This is a genomic window from Pseudomonas sp. FG47 (assembly GCF_057809115.1).
On record NZ_JBMDJI010000006.1, the window covers coordinates 21,566 to 38,367 of the forward strand.

General features: G+C 62.6%; 13 protein-coding genes. 7 read left to right on the forward strand and 6 right to left on the reverse strand.

Translation table 11 applies throughout. The features are described from left to right. The first annotated feature begins 42 nt into the window (after positions 1–42). A complete protein-coding gene (locus ACODS5_RS07470) occupies positions 43–1,122 on the forward strand; it encodes a polyamine ABC transporter substrate-binding protein (RefSeq protein ID WP_489108316.1) in 1,080 nt (359 codons plus the stop codon). A gap of 158 nt (positions 1,123–1,280) precedes the next feature. On the opposite strand, the gene ACODS5_RS07475 is transcribed toward ACODS5_RS07470, so the two are convergent. Continuing rightward, on the reverse strand, positions 1,281–2,864 hold the full coding sequence (locus ACODS5_RS07475) for a peptide chain release factor 3 (RefSeq protein WP_134689964.1): 1,584 nt from the start codon (positions 2,862–2,864) through the stop codon (positions 1,281–1,283). Between the two features lie 481 nt (positions 2,865–3,345). Between ACODS5_RS07475 and ACODS5_RS07480 the strand changes: the two genes are divergently transcribed. Genes ACODS5_RS07480 through ACODS5_RS07495 form a run of 4 tightly spaced genes read left to right on the forward strand, consistent with a single transcriptional unit; the run spans position 3,346 to position 6,788 of the window. Then, entirely contained in the window at positions 3,346–4,059 is a 714-nt protein-coding gene (locus ACODS5_RS07480; protein ID WP_489108317.1) for an ABC transporter permease, read from the forward strand. A 13-nt stretch (positions 4,060–4,072) separates the two neighbouring features. Then, positions 4,073–4,984 (forward strand): glycine betaine ABC transporter substrate-binding protein, encoded by a 912-nt coding sequence (locus ACODS5_RS07485; protein ID WP_489108318.1) that lies wholly within the window; start codon positions 4,073–4,075, stop codon positions 4,982–4,984. Further along, entirely contained in the window at positions 4,981–5,634 is a 654-nt protein-coding gene (locus ACODS5_RS07490) for an ABC transporter permease (protein ID WP_489108319.1), read from the forward strand. Before ACODS5_RS07485 ends, ACODS5_RS07490 begins: the two co-directional genes overlap by 4 nt. Next, positions 5,631–6,788: an osmoprotectant ABC transporter ATP-binding protein OsmV gene (locus ACODS5_RS07495; protein ID WP_134689968.1), complete on the forward strand. Its 1,158-nt coding sequence runs from the start codon at positions 5,631–5,633 to the stop codon at positions 6,786–6,788. Before ACODS5_RS07490 ends, ACODS5_RS07495 begins: the two co-directional genes overlap by 4 nt. A 115-nt stretch (positions 6,789–6,903) precedes the next feature. Here the strand turns inward: ACODS5_RS07495 and ACODS5_RS07500 are convergent, their stop codons facing one another. The 3 genes from ACODS5_RS07500 to ACODS5_RS07510 form a co-directional block, all read right to left on the reverse strand. Then, positions 6,904–9,321 (reverse strand): TonB-dependent siderophore receptor, encoded by a 2,418-nt coding sequence (locus ACODS5_RS07500; RefSeq protein ID WP_489108320.1) that lies wholly within the window; start codon positions 9,319–9,321, stop codon positions 6,904–6,906. 108 nt (positions 9,322–9,429) lie between these two features. Continuing rightward, a complete protein-coding gene (locus ACODS5_RS07505; protein WP_134689970.1) occupies positions 9,430–10,392 on the reverse strand; it encodes a FecR family protein in 963 nt (320 codons plus the stop codon). A gap of 17 nt (positions 10,393–10,409) precedes the next feature. Continuing rightward, the gene (locus ACODS5_RS07510; RefSeq protein ID WP_134689971.1) at positions 10,410–10,898 is read right to left on the reverse strand and encodes a sigma-70 family RNA polymerase sigma factor; all 489 of its coding nucleotides are present in this window, start codon (positions 10,896–10,898) and stop codon (positions 10,410–10,412) included. A gap of 639 nt (positions 10,899–11,537) precedes the next feature. Between ACODS5_RS07510 and ACODS5_RS07515 the strand changes: the two genes are divergently transcribed. Then, positions 11,538–12,701: a type III PLP-dependent enzyme gene (locus ACODS5_RS07515; RefSeq protein ID WP_025337787.1), complete on the forward strand. Its 1,164-nt coding sequence runs from the start codon at positions 11,538–11,540 to the stop codon at positions 12,699–12,701. A gap of 161 nt (positions 12,702–12,862) precedes the next feature. Here the strand turns inward: ACODS5_RS07515 and ACODS5_RS07520 are convergent, their stop codons facing one another. Further along, complete coding sequence (locus ACODS5_RS07520) at positions 12,863–13,621, reverse strand: tetratricopeptide repeat protein (RefSeq protein WP_489108321.1); 759 nt, start codon at positions 13,619–13,621, stop codon at positions 12,863–12,865. 3 nt (positions 13,622–13,624) lie between these two features. Further along, positions 13,625–14,305 carry a Fe2+-dependent dioxygenase gene (locus tag ACODS5_RS07525; protein WP_489108322.1) on the reverse strand — a complete coding sequence of 227 codons (681 nt, stop codon included), beginning with the start codon at positions 14,303–14,305 and terminating at the stop codon, positions 13,625–13,627. 225 nt (positions 14,306–14,530) lie between these two features. Between ACODS5_RS07525 and ACODS5_RS07530 the strand changes: the two genes are divergently transcribed. After that, positions 14,531–16,768: a TonB-dependent receptor gene (locus ACODS5_RS07530; RefSeq protein WP_134689974.1), complete on the forward strand. Its 2,238-nt coding sequence runs from the start codon at positions 14,531–14,533 to the stop codon at positions 16,766–16,768. The last annotated feature ends 34 nt before the right edge of the window (positions 16,769–16,802 follow it).

Below are 16,802 nucleotides of genomic sequence, written 5' to 3' on the forward strand. Positions count from 1 at the left end.
GCCTGCCTTCGATAACAACAGACAAAGCAAGGTAACCCCGACATGCGCACCTACCTTCTCGCCCCCTTGATGCTGGCCGCAAGCGTTGCCAGCGCCGCCGACTCGGTGAAGATCTACAACTGGTCGAGCTATATCGCCCCCGACACCCTCAAGCAGTTCCAGCAAGCCACGGGCATCGTGCCCACCTACGATGTGTTCGACAGCAACGAAACCCTCGACGGCAAGCTGATGACTGGCAACTCTGGCTATGACGTGGTGTTTCCGTCCAACCACTTCATGGCCCGGCAGATCCAGGGCAAGGCCCTGAAGAAACTCGACAAGTCGCAGTTGCCGAACTGGAAGCACCTCAACCCGGTGCTGCTCAAGGCGCTGGAGGTCAACGACCCGGGCAACCAGTATGGTTTCCCCTACCTGTGGGGCAGCACCGGCATTGGCTACAACATCGACAAGGTCAAGGCGGTGCTCGGCGACCATGCGCCCATCGACTCATGGGACCTGTTCTTCAAGCCCGAGTACCTGTCCAAGCTCAAGGGTTGTGGCGTGGCGGTGCTCGACAATGGCCCCGAACTGCTACCGATCGCCCTGCACTACCTGGGCCTGCCGCACCACAGCCAGAACCCGGCGGACTACGACAAGGCCAAAGAGTTGCTGATGAAGGTGCGCCCGTACATCAGCTACTTCCACTCCTCGAAGTACACCGGCGACCTGGCCAATGGCGATGTGTGCCTGGTGGTGGGCTTCTCGGGCGATGTGCTGCAGGCGAAGAACCGTGCCGAAGAGGCGAATAACGGCGTGAAGGTGGGTTATTCGATCCCCAAGGAAGGCGCGCCGATGTGGTTCGACATGGTCGCCATGCCAGCCGATGCGCCCAACGAGAAGGCCGGCTATGCCTACATGAACTATCTGCTGCAGCCCGAGGTGATGGCGCAGATCAGCAACTTCGTGCAGTACGCCAACGGCAACCAGCAGGCCGATGCGTTGGTGGACCCGGCGCTGAAGGGCAACACGATGATCTATCCGAGCGCGGATGTGATGGACAAGCTATATGCGCTGGAGGCGATGCCGGCGAAGATCGACCGCATTCGCACACGCATCTGGACCAGTATCAAGGCCGGGAATTGATTGCAGGCATTACGCGGCCCCTGTAGGAGCGGCCTTGTGCCGCGAAAGGGCCGCGTAGCGGCCCCAGGGTTCAGTGTTAGAGAAAGATTCTGGGGCCGCTTTGCGGCCCTTTCGCGACACGAGGCCGCTCCTACAGGGTCGAGTGCAGGCCTGCTGGATCAGTGATGCTCGCGGGTCGCGCGGAACTTGATGTCCGGCCAGCGCTCTTCCATCAGCGACAGGTTGACCCGGGTCGGGGCCAGGTAGGTCAGGTGACCGCCACCGTCGATGGCCAGGTTCTCCATGGCCTTGTTCTGGAATTCCTCGAGCTTCTTCTTGTCGTCGCAGGCGATCCAGCGCGCCGACCAGACGGTGATCGGCTCATAGGCGCACTCGACCTTGTACTCTTCCTTCAGGCGGCTGGCGACCACATCGAACTGCAGCACGCCGACCGCGCCGAGGATGATGTCGTTACTGCGCTCGGGGAAGAACACCTGGGTGGCGCCCTCTTCGGCCAGCTGCTGCAGGCCCTGGCGCAGCTGCTTGGATTTCAGCGGGTCCTTCAGGCGCACGCGGCGGAACAGCTCTGGGGCGAAGTGCGGGATACCGGTGAAGCCCAGCGCCTCGCCTTCGGTGAAGGTGTCGCCAATCTGGATGGTGCCGTGGTTGTGCAAGCCGATGATGTCACCGGCAAAGGCCTCTTCCAGTTGCTCACGCTCGGAGGAGAAGAACGTCAGCGCATCACCGATGCGCAGGTCCTTGTTCAGGCGCACATGGCGCATCTTCATGCCCTTCTCGTACTTGCCCGAGCAGATACGCATGAAGGCGATGCGGTCGCGGTGTTTCGGGTCCATGTTCGCCTGGATCTTGAACACGAAGCCGGTGAATTTCTCTTCCACCGGTTCCACGGTGCGCTCGTGGGCGACCCGGCCCAGCGGGCGCGGTGCCCAGTCGACGACCGCGTCGAGCACATGGTCGACACCGAAGTTGCCCAGCGCGGTACCGAAGAACACCGGGGTCAGCTGGCCGTTGATGAACTCGTCCTGGTTGAACTCATGGCAGGCGCCCTGTACCAGTTCCAGCTGCTCGACGAAGCTGTCGTACTGGTCGCCCAGATGCGCGCGGGCCTCGTCGGAATCCAGCTTCTGGATGATCTTGGCTTCGGTACGCTCGTGGCCGTGGCCCGGGGTGTAGACGATGATGTAGTCGCCAGTGAGGTGGTACACGCCCTTGAAGTCGCGGTAGCAGCCGATCGGCCAGGTGATCGGCGCGGCCTTGATCTTCAACACCGCCTCGATTTCGTCGAGCAGTTCGATCGGGTCGCGGATGTCACGGTCGAGTTTGTTGATGAAGCTGACGATCGGCGTGTCACGCAGGCGGCACACGTCCATCAGGGCGATGGTCCGCGGCTCTACGCCCTTACCGCCGTCGAGCACCATCAGCGCCGAGTCCACCGCGGTCAGGGTGCGGTAGGTGTCTTCCGAGAAGTCCTCGTGGCCGGGGGTGTCGAGCAGGTTGATCATGTGCTCGCGGTAGGGGAACTGCATCACCGAGGTGGTGATGGAGATGCCGCGCTGTTTCTCCATTTCCATCCAGTCGGAGGTGGCGTGGCGGTCGGACTTGCGCGACTTCACGGTACCGGCGACGGCAATGGCCTTGCCCATCAGCAGGAGCTTCTCGGTGATGGTGGTCTTACCGGCGTCGGGGTGGGAAATGATGGCGAAAGTGCGGCGCTTCGCGACTTCGGCGGCCTGGTTGGTCATGGGAAATCGCCTGACTGGGGATTCAAAAAGGGGCGATATCATACCTGAAGTCGGGGCGCGGGCCAAAACCGAAGATACGAAAGGCGGCCCGAACATGGCATTCGAGGAATCACGACAGCCACGCATACATCGCCTAGCCCAGGGCCATCCAACGTCGCGTCGGCAAACGCCTCGATAGCAGGTACTTCAACGCCTCCACGTAATATCCGCGCTTTTTTTTCGCGTGAAAATTCCTAGAGCCCAGTGATTAACACTGGCCAAATGCCGCCCCAGATGGGAACCTTTACGCCCACGGAGACGTCCACTCCCCTGCAAGCCGCTTCGCTTCAGGGCTGGTTTCACCTGCTTCACGAGCCCGACGGGGTTCGGCTCATGGCCTGATGCCACGCATCGGCTGCTACTCGCGAGCACACCACCCGCCGCCAGGAATGGCCGGCCGCACGGGGGTGTGATCGCCGACTATAAAAAAAGGAGTCCGCCTGTGGCTGCACGCTACGGAAAAGGGCTGTTGGGATGGGCCGCCGTGCTCGTCATCCTGGCCCTGCTGGTCCACTGGATCGGCATCGACACGATCGCCCGCTACCGCGACGATCTTGGGTTCTACCTGCAAGCGCACCTGGTCCTGGTGCTGGCTTCGATGGCGGCGGCGCTGGCCGTGGGCATCCCCGCCGGCATTGCCTTGAGTCGACCGCACCGGGTCGACAAAGCCGAACGCTTCATGCAGTTTTTCAACGTAGGCAACACCATCCCTCCCCTGGCCGTCCTGGCCATCGCCCTGAGTATCCTGGGCATCGGCGCAGGTCCTGCGATCTTCGCGCTGTTCCTCGCCTCCCTGCTGCCCATCGTGCGCAACACCTACGAAGGCCTGAAGAACGTCCCCGCCTCGCTCAAGGAAGCAGCCACCGGTATCGGCATGACCGCGCGCCAGCAGCTGTGGCAAGTGGAACTGCCCAATGCCGTGCCGATCATCGTCGGCGGCGTGCGCGTGGCCCTGGCGCTGAACGTCGGCACCGCGCCCCTGGCGTTCCTGATCGGCGCCAACAGCCTGGGCAGCCTGATCTTCCCCGGCATCGCCCTGAACAACCAGCCGCAACTGCTGCTCGGCGCCGCGTGTACAGCGCTGCTTGCCCTGGTGCTGGATGCCCTGGTGAGTTTCTCCAGCAAACGCTGGCTGGAACGCGGCCTGGCCGGATAACAAGAGGGAACCCATGAAAAGAATCATCGCCTTGCTGCTGGGCGCGGCCCTGCTATACGCAGGATTTGCCCAGGCAGCGGAAAAACCGCTGGTGCGCATCGGCGCGCGGGTGTTCACCGAACAGACCGTGCTCGCCGAAATCACCGCCCAGTACCTGCGCGCCAACGGCTTCGACGTGCGCGTGACCAGCGGCCTTGGTAGCAACATCGCGCGCCAGGCCCAGGAAACCGGCCAGCTCGACCTGATGTGGGAATACACCGGCGTCTCGCTGGTGTCGTACAACCATATCGACGAGCGCATGCCCGACGCCGCAGCCACCTATGCCCGGGTCAAGGCCCTGGATGCGCAGAAGGGCCTCGTCTGGCTGGCTCCGTCGCGCTTCAGCAACACCTATGCCCTGGGCCTGCCGAAAGCGGTCGCCGCCGCCTACCCGCAGATCAACTCGATCAGCGACCTCAACCAGGTGCTGCGTGACGAACACCAGCGCACCCACCTGGTCGCGCTGGACACCGAGTTCGCCAACCGCCCCGATGGCCTGGTCGGCCTGCGCGAGCTGTACGGCCTGCCGCTGGACCGGCGCAACATCCGCCAGATGGACGGTGGCCTGGTGTACACCGCCATGCGCAACAACCAGGTGTTCGCCGGGCTGGTGTACACCACCGACGGCCGCCTGAACGCCTTCGACCTCAAGCTGCTGGAAGACGACAAGCACTACTTCCCCGACTACACCGCCGCCCCGGTCGTGCGCAAAGCCGTGCTCGACGCCCACCCGCAACTGGCAGGGCTGCTCAAGCCGTTGGCCGAGCGACTGGACGACCAGACCATGCGCCAGCTCAACGCCAAGGTCGATGTCGAGCACCAGAGCCCAAGCCGTGTAGCCGCCGCCTTCTTGCGCGAGCACTCACTCAGCGAGGTGCAGCCATGAACCTGCTCGATACCTTCGCCCACCTCGACTGGGTCCAGGTCCTGCAATTGACCAGCCAGCACATCACCCTGGTCGGCATCGCCGTGGGCCTGGCCATCGTCGTCGGCGTGCCGCTGGGCATCCTGATGACCCGCTTCCCAGTCTTTGCCGGCCCGCTGCAGGCCAGCGCCACGGTGCTGCTGACCATCCCCTCCATCGCCCTGTTCGGCCTGCTGCTGCCGTTCTACTCCAAGTTCGGCCAAGGCCTCGGCCCGCTACCGGCGATCACCGCGGTGTTCCTTTACTCACTGCTGCCGATCCTGCGCAACACCTACCTGGCCCTGACCAACGTCGAACCCGGTATCCGCGAAGCCGCCCGCGGCATCGGCATGACCTTCGGCCAGCGCCTGCGCATGGTCGAGCTGCCCATCGCGGTGCCGGTGATCCTCGCCGGGGTGCGCACCGCCGTGGTGATGAACATCGGCGTGATGACCATCGCCGCCACCATCGGTGCCGGTGGCCTGGGCGTGCTCATCCTCACCGCCATCAGCCGCAGCGACATGTCGATGTTGCTGGTCGGCGCGGTGCTGGTCAGCCTGCTGGCGATCATCGCCGACCTGCTCCTGCAAACCCTGCAACGTGCCCTGACTCCAGAAGGACTGCGCTCATGATCGAATTGAAGAACCTCAGCAAGACCTTCAACGTCAACGGCAAGGACGTCAAAGCCGTCGACTCGGTAAGCCTCACCGTCAACGAAGGTGAGATCTGCGTGTTCCTCGGCCCCTCCGGCTGCGGCAAGAGCACCACGCTGAAGATGATCAACCGCCTGATCACCCCGACCTCAGGGCAAGTGTTCATCAATGGCGAGGACACCACCGGCCTCGACGAGGTGACCCTGCGCCGGCACATCGGCTATGTGATCCAGCAGATCGGCCTGTTCCCCAACATGACCATCGAGGAGAACATCACCGTGGTGCCGCGCCTGCTCGGCTGGGACAAGCAGAAATGCCACGAGCGTGCCCGCGAGCTGATGCACATGATCAAGCTCGAGCCCAAGCAGTACCTGCAGCGCTACCCGCGCGAACTGTCCGGTGGCCAGCAGCAACGCATCGGCGTGATCCGCGCCCTGGCCGCCGAGGCCCCGGTGCTGCTGATGGACGAGCCGTTCGGCGCGGTCGACCCGATCAACCGCGAGATGATCCAGAACGAGTTCTTCGAGATGCAGCGGGCGCTGAACAAGACGGTGATCATGGTCAGCCATGACATCGACGAGGCCATCAAGCTGGGCGACAAGATCGCCATCTTCCGCGCCGGCAAGCTGTTGCAGCTGGATCACCCGGACACCCTGCTGGCACACCCGGTGGACGAGTTCGTCAGCAACTTCGTCGGCCAGGACAGCACGCTCAAGCGCCTGCTGCTGGTGCGCGCCGAGGATGCGGCGGACAACGCGCCGTCGCTGAGCCCGGAAACACCGGTGGGCGACGCGCTGGAGCTGCTGGACGAGCATGACCGCCGTTATGTGGTGGTGACCGATGCGCAGAATCGCGCGCTGGGCTATGTGCGCCGGCGCGACATGCACCGCCAGCAGGGCACGTGCGGGGATTTCCTGCGATCGTTCAATGCCACGGCGGCGCACGATGAGCACCTGCGCATCCTGCTGTCGCGCATGTACGAGTTCAATCGGGCGTGGTTGCCGGTGCTGGATGCCGAACAGGTGTTCCTGGGCGAGGTGACGCAGGAGTCGATTGCGGCTTACCTGAGTTCGGGCAGATCACGGGGGGCCAAGACCAGTATTGTGTCGCCGGCCGAGGCAGTGATCTCCTGATAGAAAGCCGGGGCCGCTGTGCGGCCCATCGCGACACAAGGCCGCTCCTACAGAGGAATGCGATCTCCTGTAGGAGCGGCCTTTGTGCCGCGAAAGGACCGCAAAGCGGTCCCATTCAGAACCCTACACTGGCCTGCACATAGAACGTGCGCGGCTCACCCACATAAATGCCGGCATTGTTGTCGCTGGAACGGGTGAAGTACTGCTTGTCGAACAGGTTCTTCACCCCAGCCGCCAGCTTCAGGTTCGACAACCGCGGACCGAAGTCATACCCGCCACGGGCATGCCAGGTCACGTACCCCGGAATATCGCCATACTGCCCGTCGGCGCTCGGCTCGGTGATGTAGTTGCCGTTGAAGCTGCCATTGGCGTTCATCCCAGTGCCCGGCGCGCGCTGTTTCGACTGGGCGTAGGCATCCAGGTTCCAGGTCCAGCGGTTGACCTGGTAGCGCAACCCGGCGGTGGCCACCTGGCGCGAGTAGAACGGCAGGTCACGACCCTTGAACCCGGGGATTTCACCTTCGTAGGTGGCACGGGTATAGGTGTACCCGGCATTCACCGAAAGCCCTTGCAGACGCGGGTCCAGGCCAGACAGGTCGTAGCGCGCCGAGGCCTCGATGCCCTGGTGCTTGGTGGCGCCGAGGTTGGTCCAGCCGACATCATTGCTGATGTACTGCAATTCATCGTCGAAGTCGATGTAGAACGCGGTCAGTTCACCCGCCCAATGGCCGTTGTCATAGCGCGTGCCGATCTCGTAGGTCTTGGCCTTCTCCGGCTCCAGGCCGTTGGCGGTGCTGTCGCCGCTGCCGCCCTGGCCGAGCTGGAAATACTGCAAGCTGCCGAACGAAGTCTCGTAGTTGGCGAACAGCTTCCAGGCGTCCGACAAGTGATACATCACGCTCAAGGCCGGCAGCGGCTCGTTGCTGGTGATGCTGCGGTTCTTCTCCGGCACCGGGCGCTGGTTGGCGTCCAGCACCGGGCGATCGCGCCAATCGGTGTTGATGTGCTCGAAGCGGATACCCGGGGTGATGGTCCAGTTGCCCACGTCGATCTTGTCGTCGATGTAATAGGCGCTGGCCTCGGTGCCGCCGCTGCGGTCCTGGAACACATGGCCATCGGAGGTCGGGGTCGCGGTCGGCACATTGTCGATCAGCGCCAGGCGGGTGGACTGCTCGCGCATCGCTTCCTTCAAGTAGCGATAGCCGACGCTGACTTCCTGGGTGGTCGGGCCGAGGAAGAAGATCCGCGACAACCGCGGCTCGATGGCGAAGGTGTGGTAGTTGCGCGGATACGCCGACAGGGTCTTCATGTCGCGCGCGGCGATGGCGCTGCCGCGGAAGCTGTCGGTGTAGTAGGTCAGCACCTCGAACTGGGTGGCGTCGTCGATCTGCCGCAGCCACTTGAACGACACATCCTTGCGCCGGCCACTGAAGTAGTCGTAGTCGCGCAGCGACTGGTAGGGGTTGTGGTCGTACTGGGCCTGGGTCAGGCCGCCAGGCATGTCGGCGCGGCCATCGTAGTAGTGGAAGTTGAGCCAGAACTCGTCGACATCGGTCGGTGCCCAGTGGGTCTTGAGCATCACATCATCGATGTCGTTGTCGTTGTTGCGCTCGCGATAGCCATTGCCGTTGACCCCGGTGTATAGCAACGCCACGCCCATGCCGTTATCGGCGGTGCCACCGACGAAGGCTGACTCGGTGTGCTTCCAGCCACCATGGCGCGAGGTTTCCACGCTGGTCGACAACTCGCCGGTGGCCTTCTCGGGAATCGCCCGAGTGACGAAGTTGATCACTCCACCGACGTTCTGCGGGCCATAGCGCACCGAGCCTGCACCACGGACCACGTCGATGCTGTCGAGGTTGCCCGAGGAGATCGGCGCCATCGACAGCTGTGGCTGACCGTAGGGGGCGAAGGCCGCCGGAATGCCATCGATCAGCACAGTGGAACGCGGCGACAGGCGCGACGTCAGGCCACGCACGCCGACGTTCAGCGACAGGTCGCTGCCACCGGTGCCGTTGGAATCCTGCACCTGCACGCCCGGGATACCGCGCAGGGCGTCACGCACGTTCATCGTGCCCTTTTCCACCATCGCTTCGCGGCGCACCACGGTGCGCGCGCCCGGGTGGTTCTGCACCACGCTCTGGTCGGCATCGCCCAGCCAGTCTCCGACCACCTTGATATCGGTGGGCGCCAGCTCCAGGCTGCCGCTGGTCAGGGTACCGGCGGCCTGGGCCGGCTTGACCACCACGGTGTCGGCGGACTGCTCGAAGGTCAGCCCGCTGCCTTGCAGCAGTTGCTGCAGGGCCTGCTCCGGCGCCAGGTTGCCGGAAACCGCCGGGGCCTGCTTGCCGTCCACCAACTCGGGGCTGAAGAACAGTTGCAGGTTGGTCTGCTGGCCCAATTGCTTGAGCGCGCCCGCCAATGGCTGGGCCTGGATCTGGATGCTGTCGGCGTAGCTGTTGCCGGCGGCTGCGCTGACCGCCAGGGCCAGCGCCAGGCGGCGCAGCTGGAGAAGGGGATTATTGTTGTTCACGTCTTCGATGGGTCCTGAGAGTCGGGATAAACGCCAACCGCATGCAAATGGAAATGCTTGGCAGTTGCAGCTGGCGGGGAAGACGAACGAACGGAAAAAAACCTGAATCTATTTCAGAACAATTTCGCTGGAGCCGTCTGCAAGGGTCTTCACCCGCACCGGCAGGATGCTCGGCAAGGCCCGCAACAAGGCGTCTGGGTCGTCGGTGCTGAAGGTGCTCGACAGGCGCAGCGCGGCGGCCTTGCCGGGCGCCACATGCAGTGGCCGGGCACGGTAGCGCGAGACTTGCGCCACGACGTCGCTCAGTGGCGCGTTGTCGAATACCAGCTTGCCCTGGCGCCAGGCGGTCACCGCGTTGGCATCGATGGCATAGGGCGCGGCGACCTTGCCCTGGGCGTCGATATGCGAACCCTGCCCGGCGCCGAGCAGCGCCAGCGACTCGCCCGCGCCCTGCACCTTGACCGAACCCTGCTCCACCGCCACGCGGGTGCTGTTCGGATCCTGGCGTACATCGAAGCGAGTGCCGGTGACGGTGACTTCACCTTGGGCGGTGCTCACCACGAATGGCCGGCCACTGTCGTGGGCGACGATGAACATCACCTCGCCCGCGCCCAGGCGCACATGACGTTGCCCCGAAGAGAACATCACCTGCACCTGTGTGGCACTGTTGAGCTCCAACCGTGAGCCGTCCGGCAACTCGACCTGACGCCGCTCGCCCAGGGCCGTGCTCAACCTGTCCTGATGGTTGAGCTGCTGATACTGCCAACCTGTCCAACCCAGCCCCAGCGCGACCACCGCCACGCCGGCCGCCAATGCCTGGCGCAGCAGGCGGCGGCGCGGAAGCTGGCGCACCGGCTCGGGCTGGCACAGCGCCTCGAGGCGTTGCCGAGGGATGAAGTCGGCGGCGCGCCACAGCTGTACCAGGCGCTCGTACTCCTGCCGATGCGCGGGATGCTGTGCCAGCCACGCCTGCAATGCCGCCTGCGCGGCGTCATCGCGCGGCGCGTCCTGGGTGCGGGCGAACCACGCGGCCGCCTGCTCGCCCACGGAGTCGGGCGCGTGCTGTTTCATCGAAGGGGTCTCCTGACTCATCTGGCCGACACATCCAGGTGCTCACGCAGATGTCGGAGCGTGCGGATCATATACTTTTCGACCATGTTCTTGGTCAAACCCATGCGCTCGGCAATTTCGGCCTGGGTCAGGCCTTCGAGCTTCTGCCAGATGAACACCCTGCGGCAATTGAGCGGCAGCTCGGCCAGCGCCCGCTCGACGCTGTCTGCCAGTTCCAGGGCGTGCACGTACGCCTCCGGATCGCTGCCATTGGCCGCGCCGTCGGCGAACGCCTCCAGTTCGAGTGCCTGGCGACGGTCCTCGCGGCGAAAGCCATCGACGGCGATGTTGCGGGCAGTCTGGTGCAGGTAGGCACGCGGCTGCTCGACCTGCTCGTTCGGGTTTTCCAGAACCCGGACAAAGGCGTCGTGAGTGAGGTCCTCGGCCTGCTGACGACTGCGCAACTTGCGTGTCCAGGTGCCGATCAGCTCATGGTAGTGGTCGAGGAAGCCTTTGTGTCCGGACACGTTCGGGGTCGTCAGGGAGGCAGATGAGGTCGCGAATAGTAATTCTTCTCATCAATGACGGCAATCGGCCCAGTCCTGAGCCGACCAAGAGTGATTTCCGGTGTCGGTAACAAAAAATTTATGGCGATTTCGAAAAAAAGACGGGCGTCGCGGCGTGGCCATAAATATGAACACTCTGCAGAAAATTCCCGTTCAGCACACACACCTGACAAACGGTCTTCTGCCGATTCTTCGGCTCTTTCGCGGCGAAAGCCAGCCAACATGCAAAGAACCCAGCTATCAGCCGTTCGCGACCAGATCGCCACCTATTCCACAATTTTTAACGCTTGTGGCCTTTTCCGGAACATCCACTCGACGCATCGGTCGGTTATTGCAGCGGTGGGGACGAACACCCCGGACCTGCCTGTTGATATTGCCGTTTTCACGTCCTAAAGTGCGCGCCGAACGTCCATGCTGGAAACGATCCATCCGGCTCAAGTACTGACGACGAGACAGCAAGGTCACCCACCTTTTCCGGGCACGGCTGACCTTTTTGCTTTCGGCGACATGCCTTGGGAAGTAGGCGAACCAAAGTGGGGATACGGAGGACGTTCAGTTGCTGCCACTTATCTTTTCAGTTTGCCCATGGAGCCCCAGAGCATGTCGATCCAGGTCGAAGACTACTTTGCGCGTGACACCTTCCAGAAAATGAAGGCGTTCGCCGACAAGCAGGAAACCCCGTTCGTACTCATCGATACCCAGATGATCAGCCAGGCCTATGACGACCTGCGCGCCGGTTTCGAGTTCGCCAAGGTCTACTACGCGGTCAAGGCCAACCCTGCGGTCGAGATCATCGACCTGCTGAAGGAAAAAGGCTCGAGCTTCGACATCGCCTCGATCTATGAACTGGACAAGGTGCTCGGCCGCGGCGTCAGCGCCGACCGGATCAGCTACGGCAACACCATCAAGAAGTCCAAGGACATCCGCTACTTCTACGAGAAAGGCGTGCGCCTGTACGCCACCGACTCCGAGGCCGACCTGCGCAACATCGCCAAGGCCGCGCCGGGCTCGAAAGTCTATGTGCGCATTCTCACCGAAGGCTCCACCACTGCCGACTGGCCACTGTCGCGCAAGTTCGGCTGCCAGACCGACATGGCCATGGACCTGCTGATCCTCGCCCGCGACCTGGGCCTGGTGCCCTACGGCATCTCCTTCCACGTAGGCTCCCAGCAGCGCGACATCAGCGTGTGGGACGCGGCCATCGCCAAGGTCAAGGTGATCTTCGAGCGCCTGAAGGAAGAAGACGGCATCGAGCTGAAGCTGATCAACATGGGCGGCGGCTTCCCAGCCAACTACATCACCCGCACCAACAGCCTAGAGACCTACGCCGAAGAGATCATCCGCTTCCTCAAGGAAGACTTCGGCGACGACCTGCCGGAAATCATCCTCGAGCCTGGCCGTTCGCTGATCGCCAACGCCGGCATCCTGGTCAGTGAGGTGGTGCTGGTGGCACGCAAGTCGCGCACTGCCGTCGAGCGCTGGATCTACACCGACGTGGGCAAGTTCTCCGGCCTGATCGAAACCATGGACGAGGCGATCAAGTTCCCGATCTGGACCGAGAAGAAAGGCGAGGCCGAGGAAGTGGTGATCGCCGGACCAACCTGCGACAGCGCCGACATCATGTACGAGAACTACAAGTATGGCCTGCCGCTGAACCTGGCCATCGGCGACCGCCTGTACTGGCTGTCCACCGGTGCCTATACCACCAGCTACAGCGCGGTGGAGTTCAACGGTTTCCCGCCGCTGAAGGCCTACTACCTGTAATGCAAGACGGGGCCGCGAGGCCCCGTTTTCATTTTGCCGTTTCAAACTACCTCGCCCCCTGTAGGAGCGGCCTTGTGTCGCGAAAGGGCCGCGCAGCGGCCCCGGCGATTGATGCGTCAATGCTGAACGCGATGCGGCCCTTTCGCGGCACAAGGCCGCTCCTACAGGGGGTGCGCCGACCTTAGTTCGATCTCCTCGGCATACCGCGCCGCATGGGCTTCCAACACCGGACCCGCGCCCTGCAACGTCACCAGCGCACTGCGCAGGAAATTCAGGTTACCCTCGACCCGCGCCCGTTCCAGCCACGGCCCGGCCTCAGCAAGCTCGCCGCGCTCTACCAGCACCAGCGCCAGGCTGAACATCCCGCGAAAATCCCCCGCCTCGGCTGAACGCCGATACCAACGTACCGCCCGCGCCGGGCTCGCGGTGGTGGCAATGCCCTGCTCCAGATAACGCCCATACAGGTTCATCGACTTGGCATGCCCCAACTGGGCGGCCTGTTCGTAGCACCCCAGCGCCTGGGCCTGGTTGGCCGGCACGCCACGCCCGGTGGCCAGCAGGTTGCCCAGGTTGTACATGCCCCAGTCCAGCCCGGCATCCGCCGCGTGGGCGTAATGAATAGCCGCCTGCGCCAGGTTCACCTCGCCGCCCCAGCCGTGCTCCAGGCAACGCCCGAGCATGTTGTGGGCCATGGCGCTGCCACCCTGGGCGGCGATGCCAAACCAGCGCCGGGCGACCACTTCATCGGCTTCGATACCTTGCCCATCCAGCAGGATCTGCCCGAGCAACAACTGGGCCTCGAGCACCCCCTGCCCGGCAGCGGCGAGGATCGCCTGGGCCGCCTGGCCCGGGCTGTGCTCGAGCATTGCCCGCAGCCCGGCCGCGTCCACCACCTCTTCACGGCGCAATTGATAAGACACGATTCAGACCTCGGCCCAGCGGCGCAGCAGGTTGTGGTAGGTGCCGGTCAGTTGCAGCAGCGAGGGGTGCTCGGGCACATCGGCGCCGAGCTGGCGAATGGCATTGTCCATCTCGAACAGCAAGGTGCGCTGGCTGTCCTCGCGGATCAGGCTCTGGGTCCAGAAGAATGCGGCATAGCGCGCCCCCCGGGTCACCGGGTTGACCTTGTGCAGGCTGGTGCCGGGGTACAGCACCAAGTCGCCGGCGGCTAGCTTGACCTCGCGCACGCCATAGGTGTCCTGGATCACCAGTTCGCCGCCGTCGTAGCTGTGCGGATCGCTCAGGAACAGCGTCGAGGACAGGTCGGTGCGCACCCGCTCGGCACTGCCCTTGGGCTGGCGCAGGGCATTGTCGATATGAAAATCGAAGCTGCCGCCCTCGCGGTAGCAATTGATCAACGGCGGGAACACCTTGTGCGGCAGCGCCGCCGACATGAACAGCGGGTTGCGCCACAGGCGGTCGATCAACGCACCACCGATCTCCTTGGCCAGTGCATGACCCTCGGGCAGTTGCAGGTTGTGCTTGGCCTTGGCCGACTGATAGCCCGCGGTGACCTTGCCATCGGCCCAGTCGGCCTGCTCCAGGGCCTGGCGGATACGCAAGATTTCGTCGGCATCGAACAGCCCGGGAATATGAAGCAGCATGGCAACGGCACCTGATGGGCGAGGAGTAAAGGCGCAATGATATTGATTACCTTTTACGTAGGACAAGCCCCCGGCATTGATCCACGACGTATGACCCCGTAAAAACCGTAAGGTGAAATTGTAAAGAATGTAAATTTATAGCGAATGGTAACGCTTCTCAATTGTTCCTTACATTCGCTTACATTATCATCCGCGGCCTTCATACCTTGGGGAAGGTCCATCACCATGCGTCACGTGCCAACCGCTGTGAGTTCACCACGCCTGCTCGTTTCCGCCATTGGCGTCGCCATCACCACTGCTGCTGCGGCCCAGGTCGCCGTCGCCGAACAAGCCAAAGATGCCGTCATTTCGCTGGATGCGACCAGTGTGAACGCGACGCAGGACGCTACCAGCTACAAAGCCGACACCGCCAGTTCGAAAAAGTACACGGCACCTCTGCGCGAAACCCCAAAGAGTGTCACCGTCATTCCGCAACAAGTGATTCGTGATACCGGCGCAACGACCTTGGTAGATGCGCTGCGTACGACGCCAGGCATCACCTTCGGCGCTGGCGAAGGCGGCAACCCAGCCGGCGACCGCCCGATCATCCGTGGCTTCAACGCCGAGAGCGACGTTTTCGTCGACGGCATGCGAGACGTGGCCTCGCAAAGCCGGGAAATCTTCAACGTGGAATCGGTCGAGGTCAGTAAAGGTCCTGGCTCGGCCTTCACTGGCGCGGGCTCCACAGGTGGTAGCCTGAACCTGGTCACCAAAACAGCAAAGCTGGGTGATGCTTATAACGGTGGGTTCACCTGGGGTAGCGATCAAACCAAGCGCACCACGCTGGATCTGAACAAGCAACTGACCGACAGTTCGGCATTTCGCTTGAACCTGATGAAGCACGAAGCCAACGTCGCGGGTCGCGATGGCGTCGATGTAAGCCGTTGGGGTGTTGCCCCGTCTTTCGCCTTTGGCCTGGGTACCGATACCCGCGTGACTGTAGGCTACTACCACCTCAAGACCGACGATATGCCGGACTACGGTATCCCCCTGACGCGCAGCGCCACGCGCAGCAAATACAACGTGGACAAGCCCGCCCATGTCGACCGTGACAATTTCTACGGGCTCAACAGCCGCGACTACCGCAAGACCAGCAACGACAGCGGGACCATCCGGATCGAGCACGATCTGAACGAAAACTTGACGTTGTCCAATAGCTTCCGGATGTCGCGCTCGACACTCGACTACATCGTTACCAACCCTGATGACAGCAAGGGCAACGTTGCCAATGGCACCGTCTATCGGTCCACCAAGAACCGTAACTCCACCTCCAAGGGCTGGGTCAACCAGACCGACCTCAGTGCCAAGTTCAACACCGGATTCATCGAACACAGCTTGGTTACAGGCCTGGAGTTCACCTACAGCGACACACACAACCGTGGCTATGTAATCACCTCCAGTGCCGGTACAGGCACAACCTGCAACCCTGCCCTGCTCGGTTCAGGTGATTGCACCAGCCTGTACGATCCGTCTCCAAAGGACGGTTGGTCTGGCACCATCACCGACAGCCCGGCCTATACGGACACCGACACCAAGACTAGCGCCGCTTACGTGTTCGATACGCTGACATTCAATGAGCAGTGGTCGCTGAACCTTGGACTGCGCTATGACGATTACCAGACCAAATCCAGCGGTTACAGCACCGGTGGACGTGGGTCGGTGGCGGGTGATTTTTCTCGCGAGAACAATGCGCACCTGTGGAACTACCAACTGGGCGTGGTCTACAAACCACTGCCCAATGGCAGCATCTACGCAGCCTGGTCGACTTCCAGCAACCCATCGGGTGAAACCAGCGGCAATGGCGGCTTAGAGCTCGCGGCCAACAACAGCAACCTCGATCCAGAACGCAACCGCAACTATGAGATCGGCACCAAGTGGGACTTCTTCGATGAGAACCTCTCGCTGACAGCAGCGCTGTTCCGTACCGACAAGACCAACGCTCGGGTAACCGACCCAGACAATGCCACCTATCAGGTACTCGACGGAGAACAACGCGTCCAAGGCTTGGAACTGACCTATGCCGGTAATCTGACCAGCAAATGGAAGGTCTATGGTGGCTACACCTACATGGAAAGCGAGATCGTCAAGACCACCACCGCTGCAAACGAAGGCAACCATATGCCGAGCACGCCGCGGAACAACTTCACCTTCTGGTCGACATACGACATCGTTCCGCAACTGACAGTCGGGGCCGGCGCCACCTTCGTCGACTCACGCTTCGGAGATGAGGCCAACTCTGTCGAAGTACCGTCCTACTGGCGTTATGACGCAATGGCGACCTATCGCCTGACCAAGAACGTCGATCTGCAATTGAACCTGCAGAACCTCACGGACAAACGCTACTTCGACCAAGTGTTTTCCACCCACTACGCACACGTCGCAGCGGGTCGTACAGCACTCATGAGCGCCAACTTCCACTTCTGATGGTGTGACAAAAAGCCCCGTTCATTCCCATGAA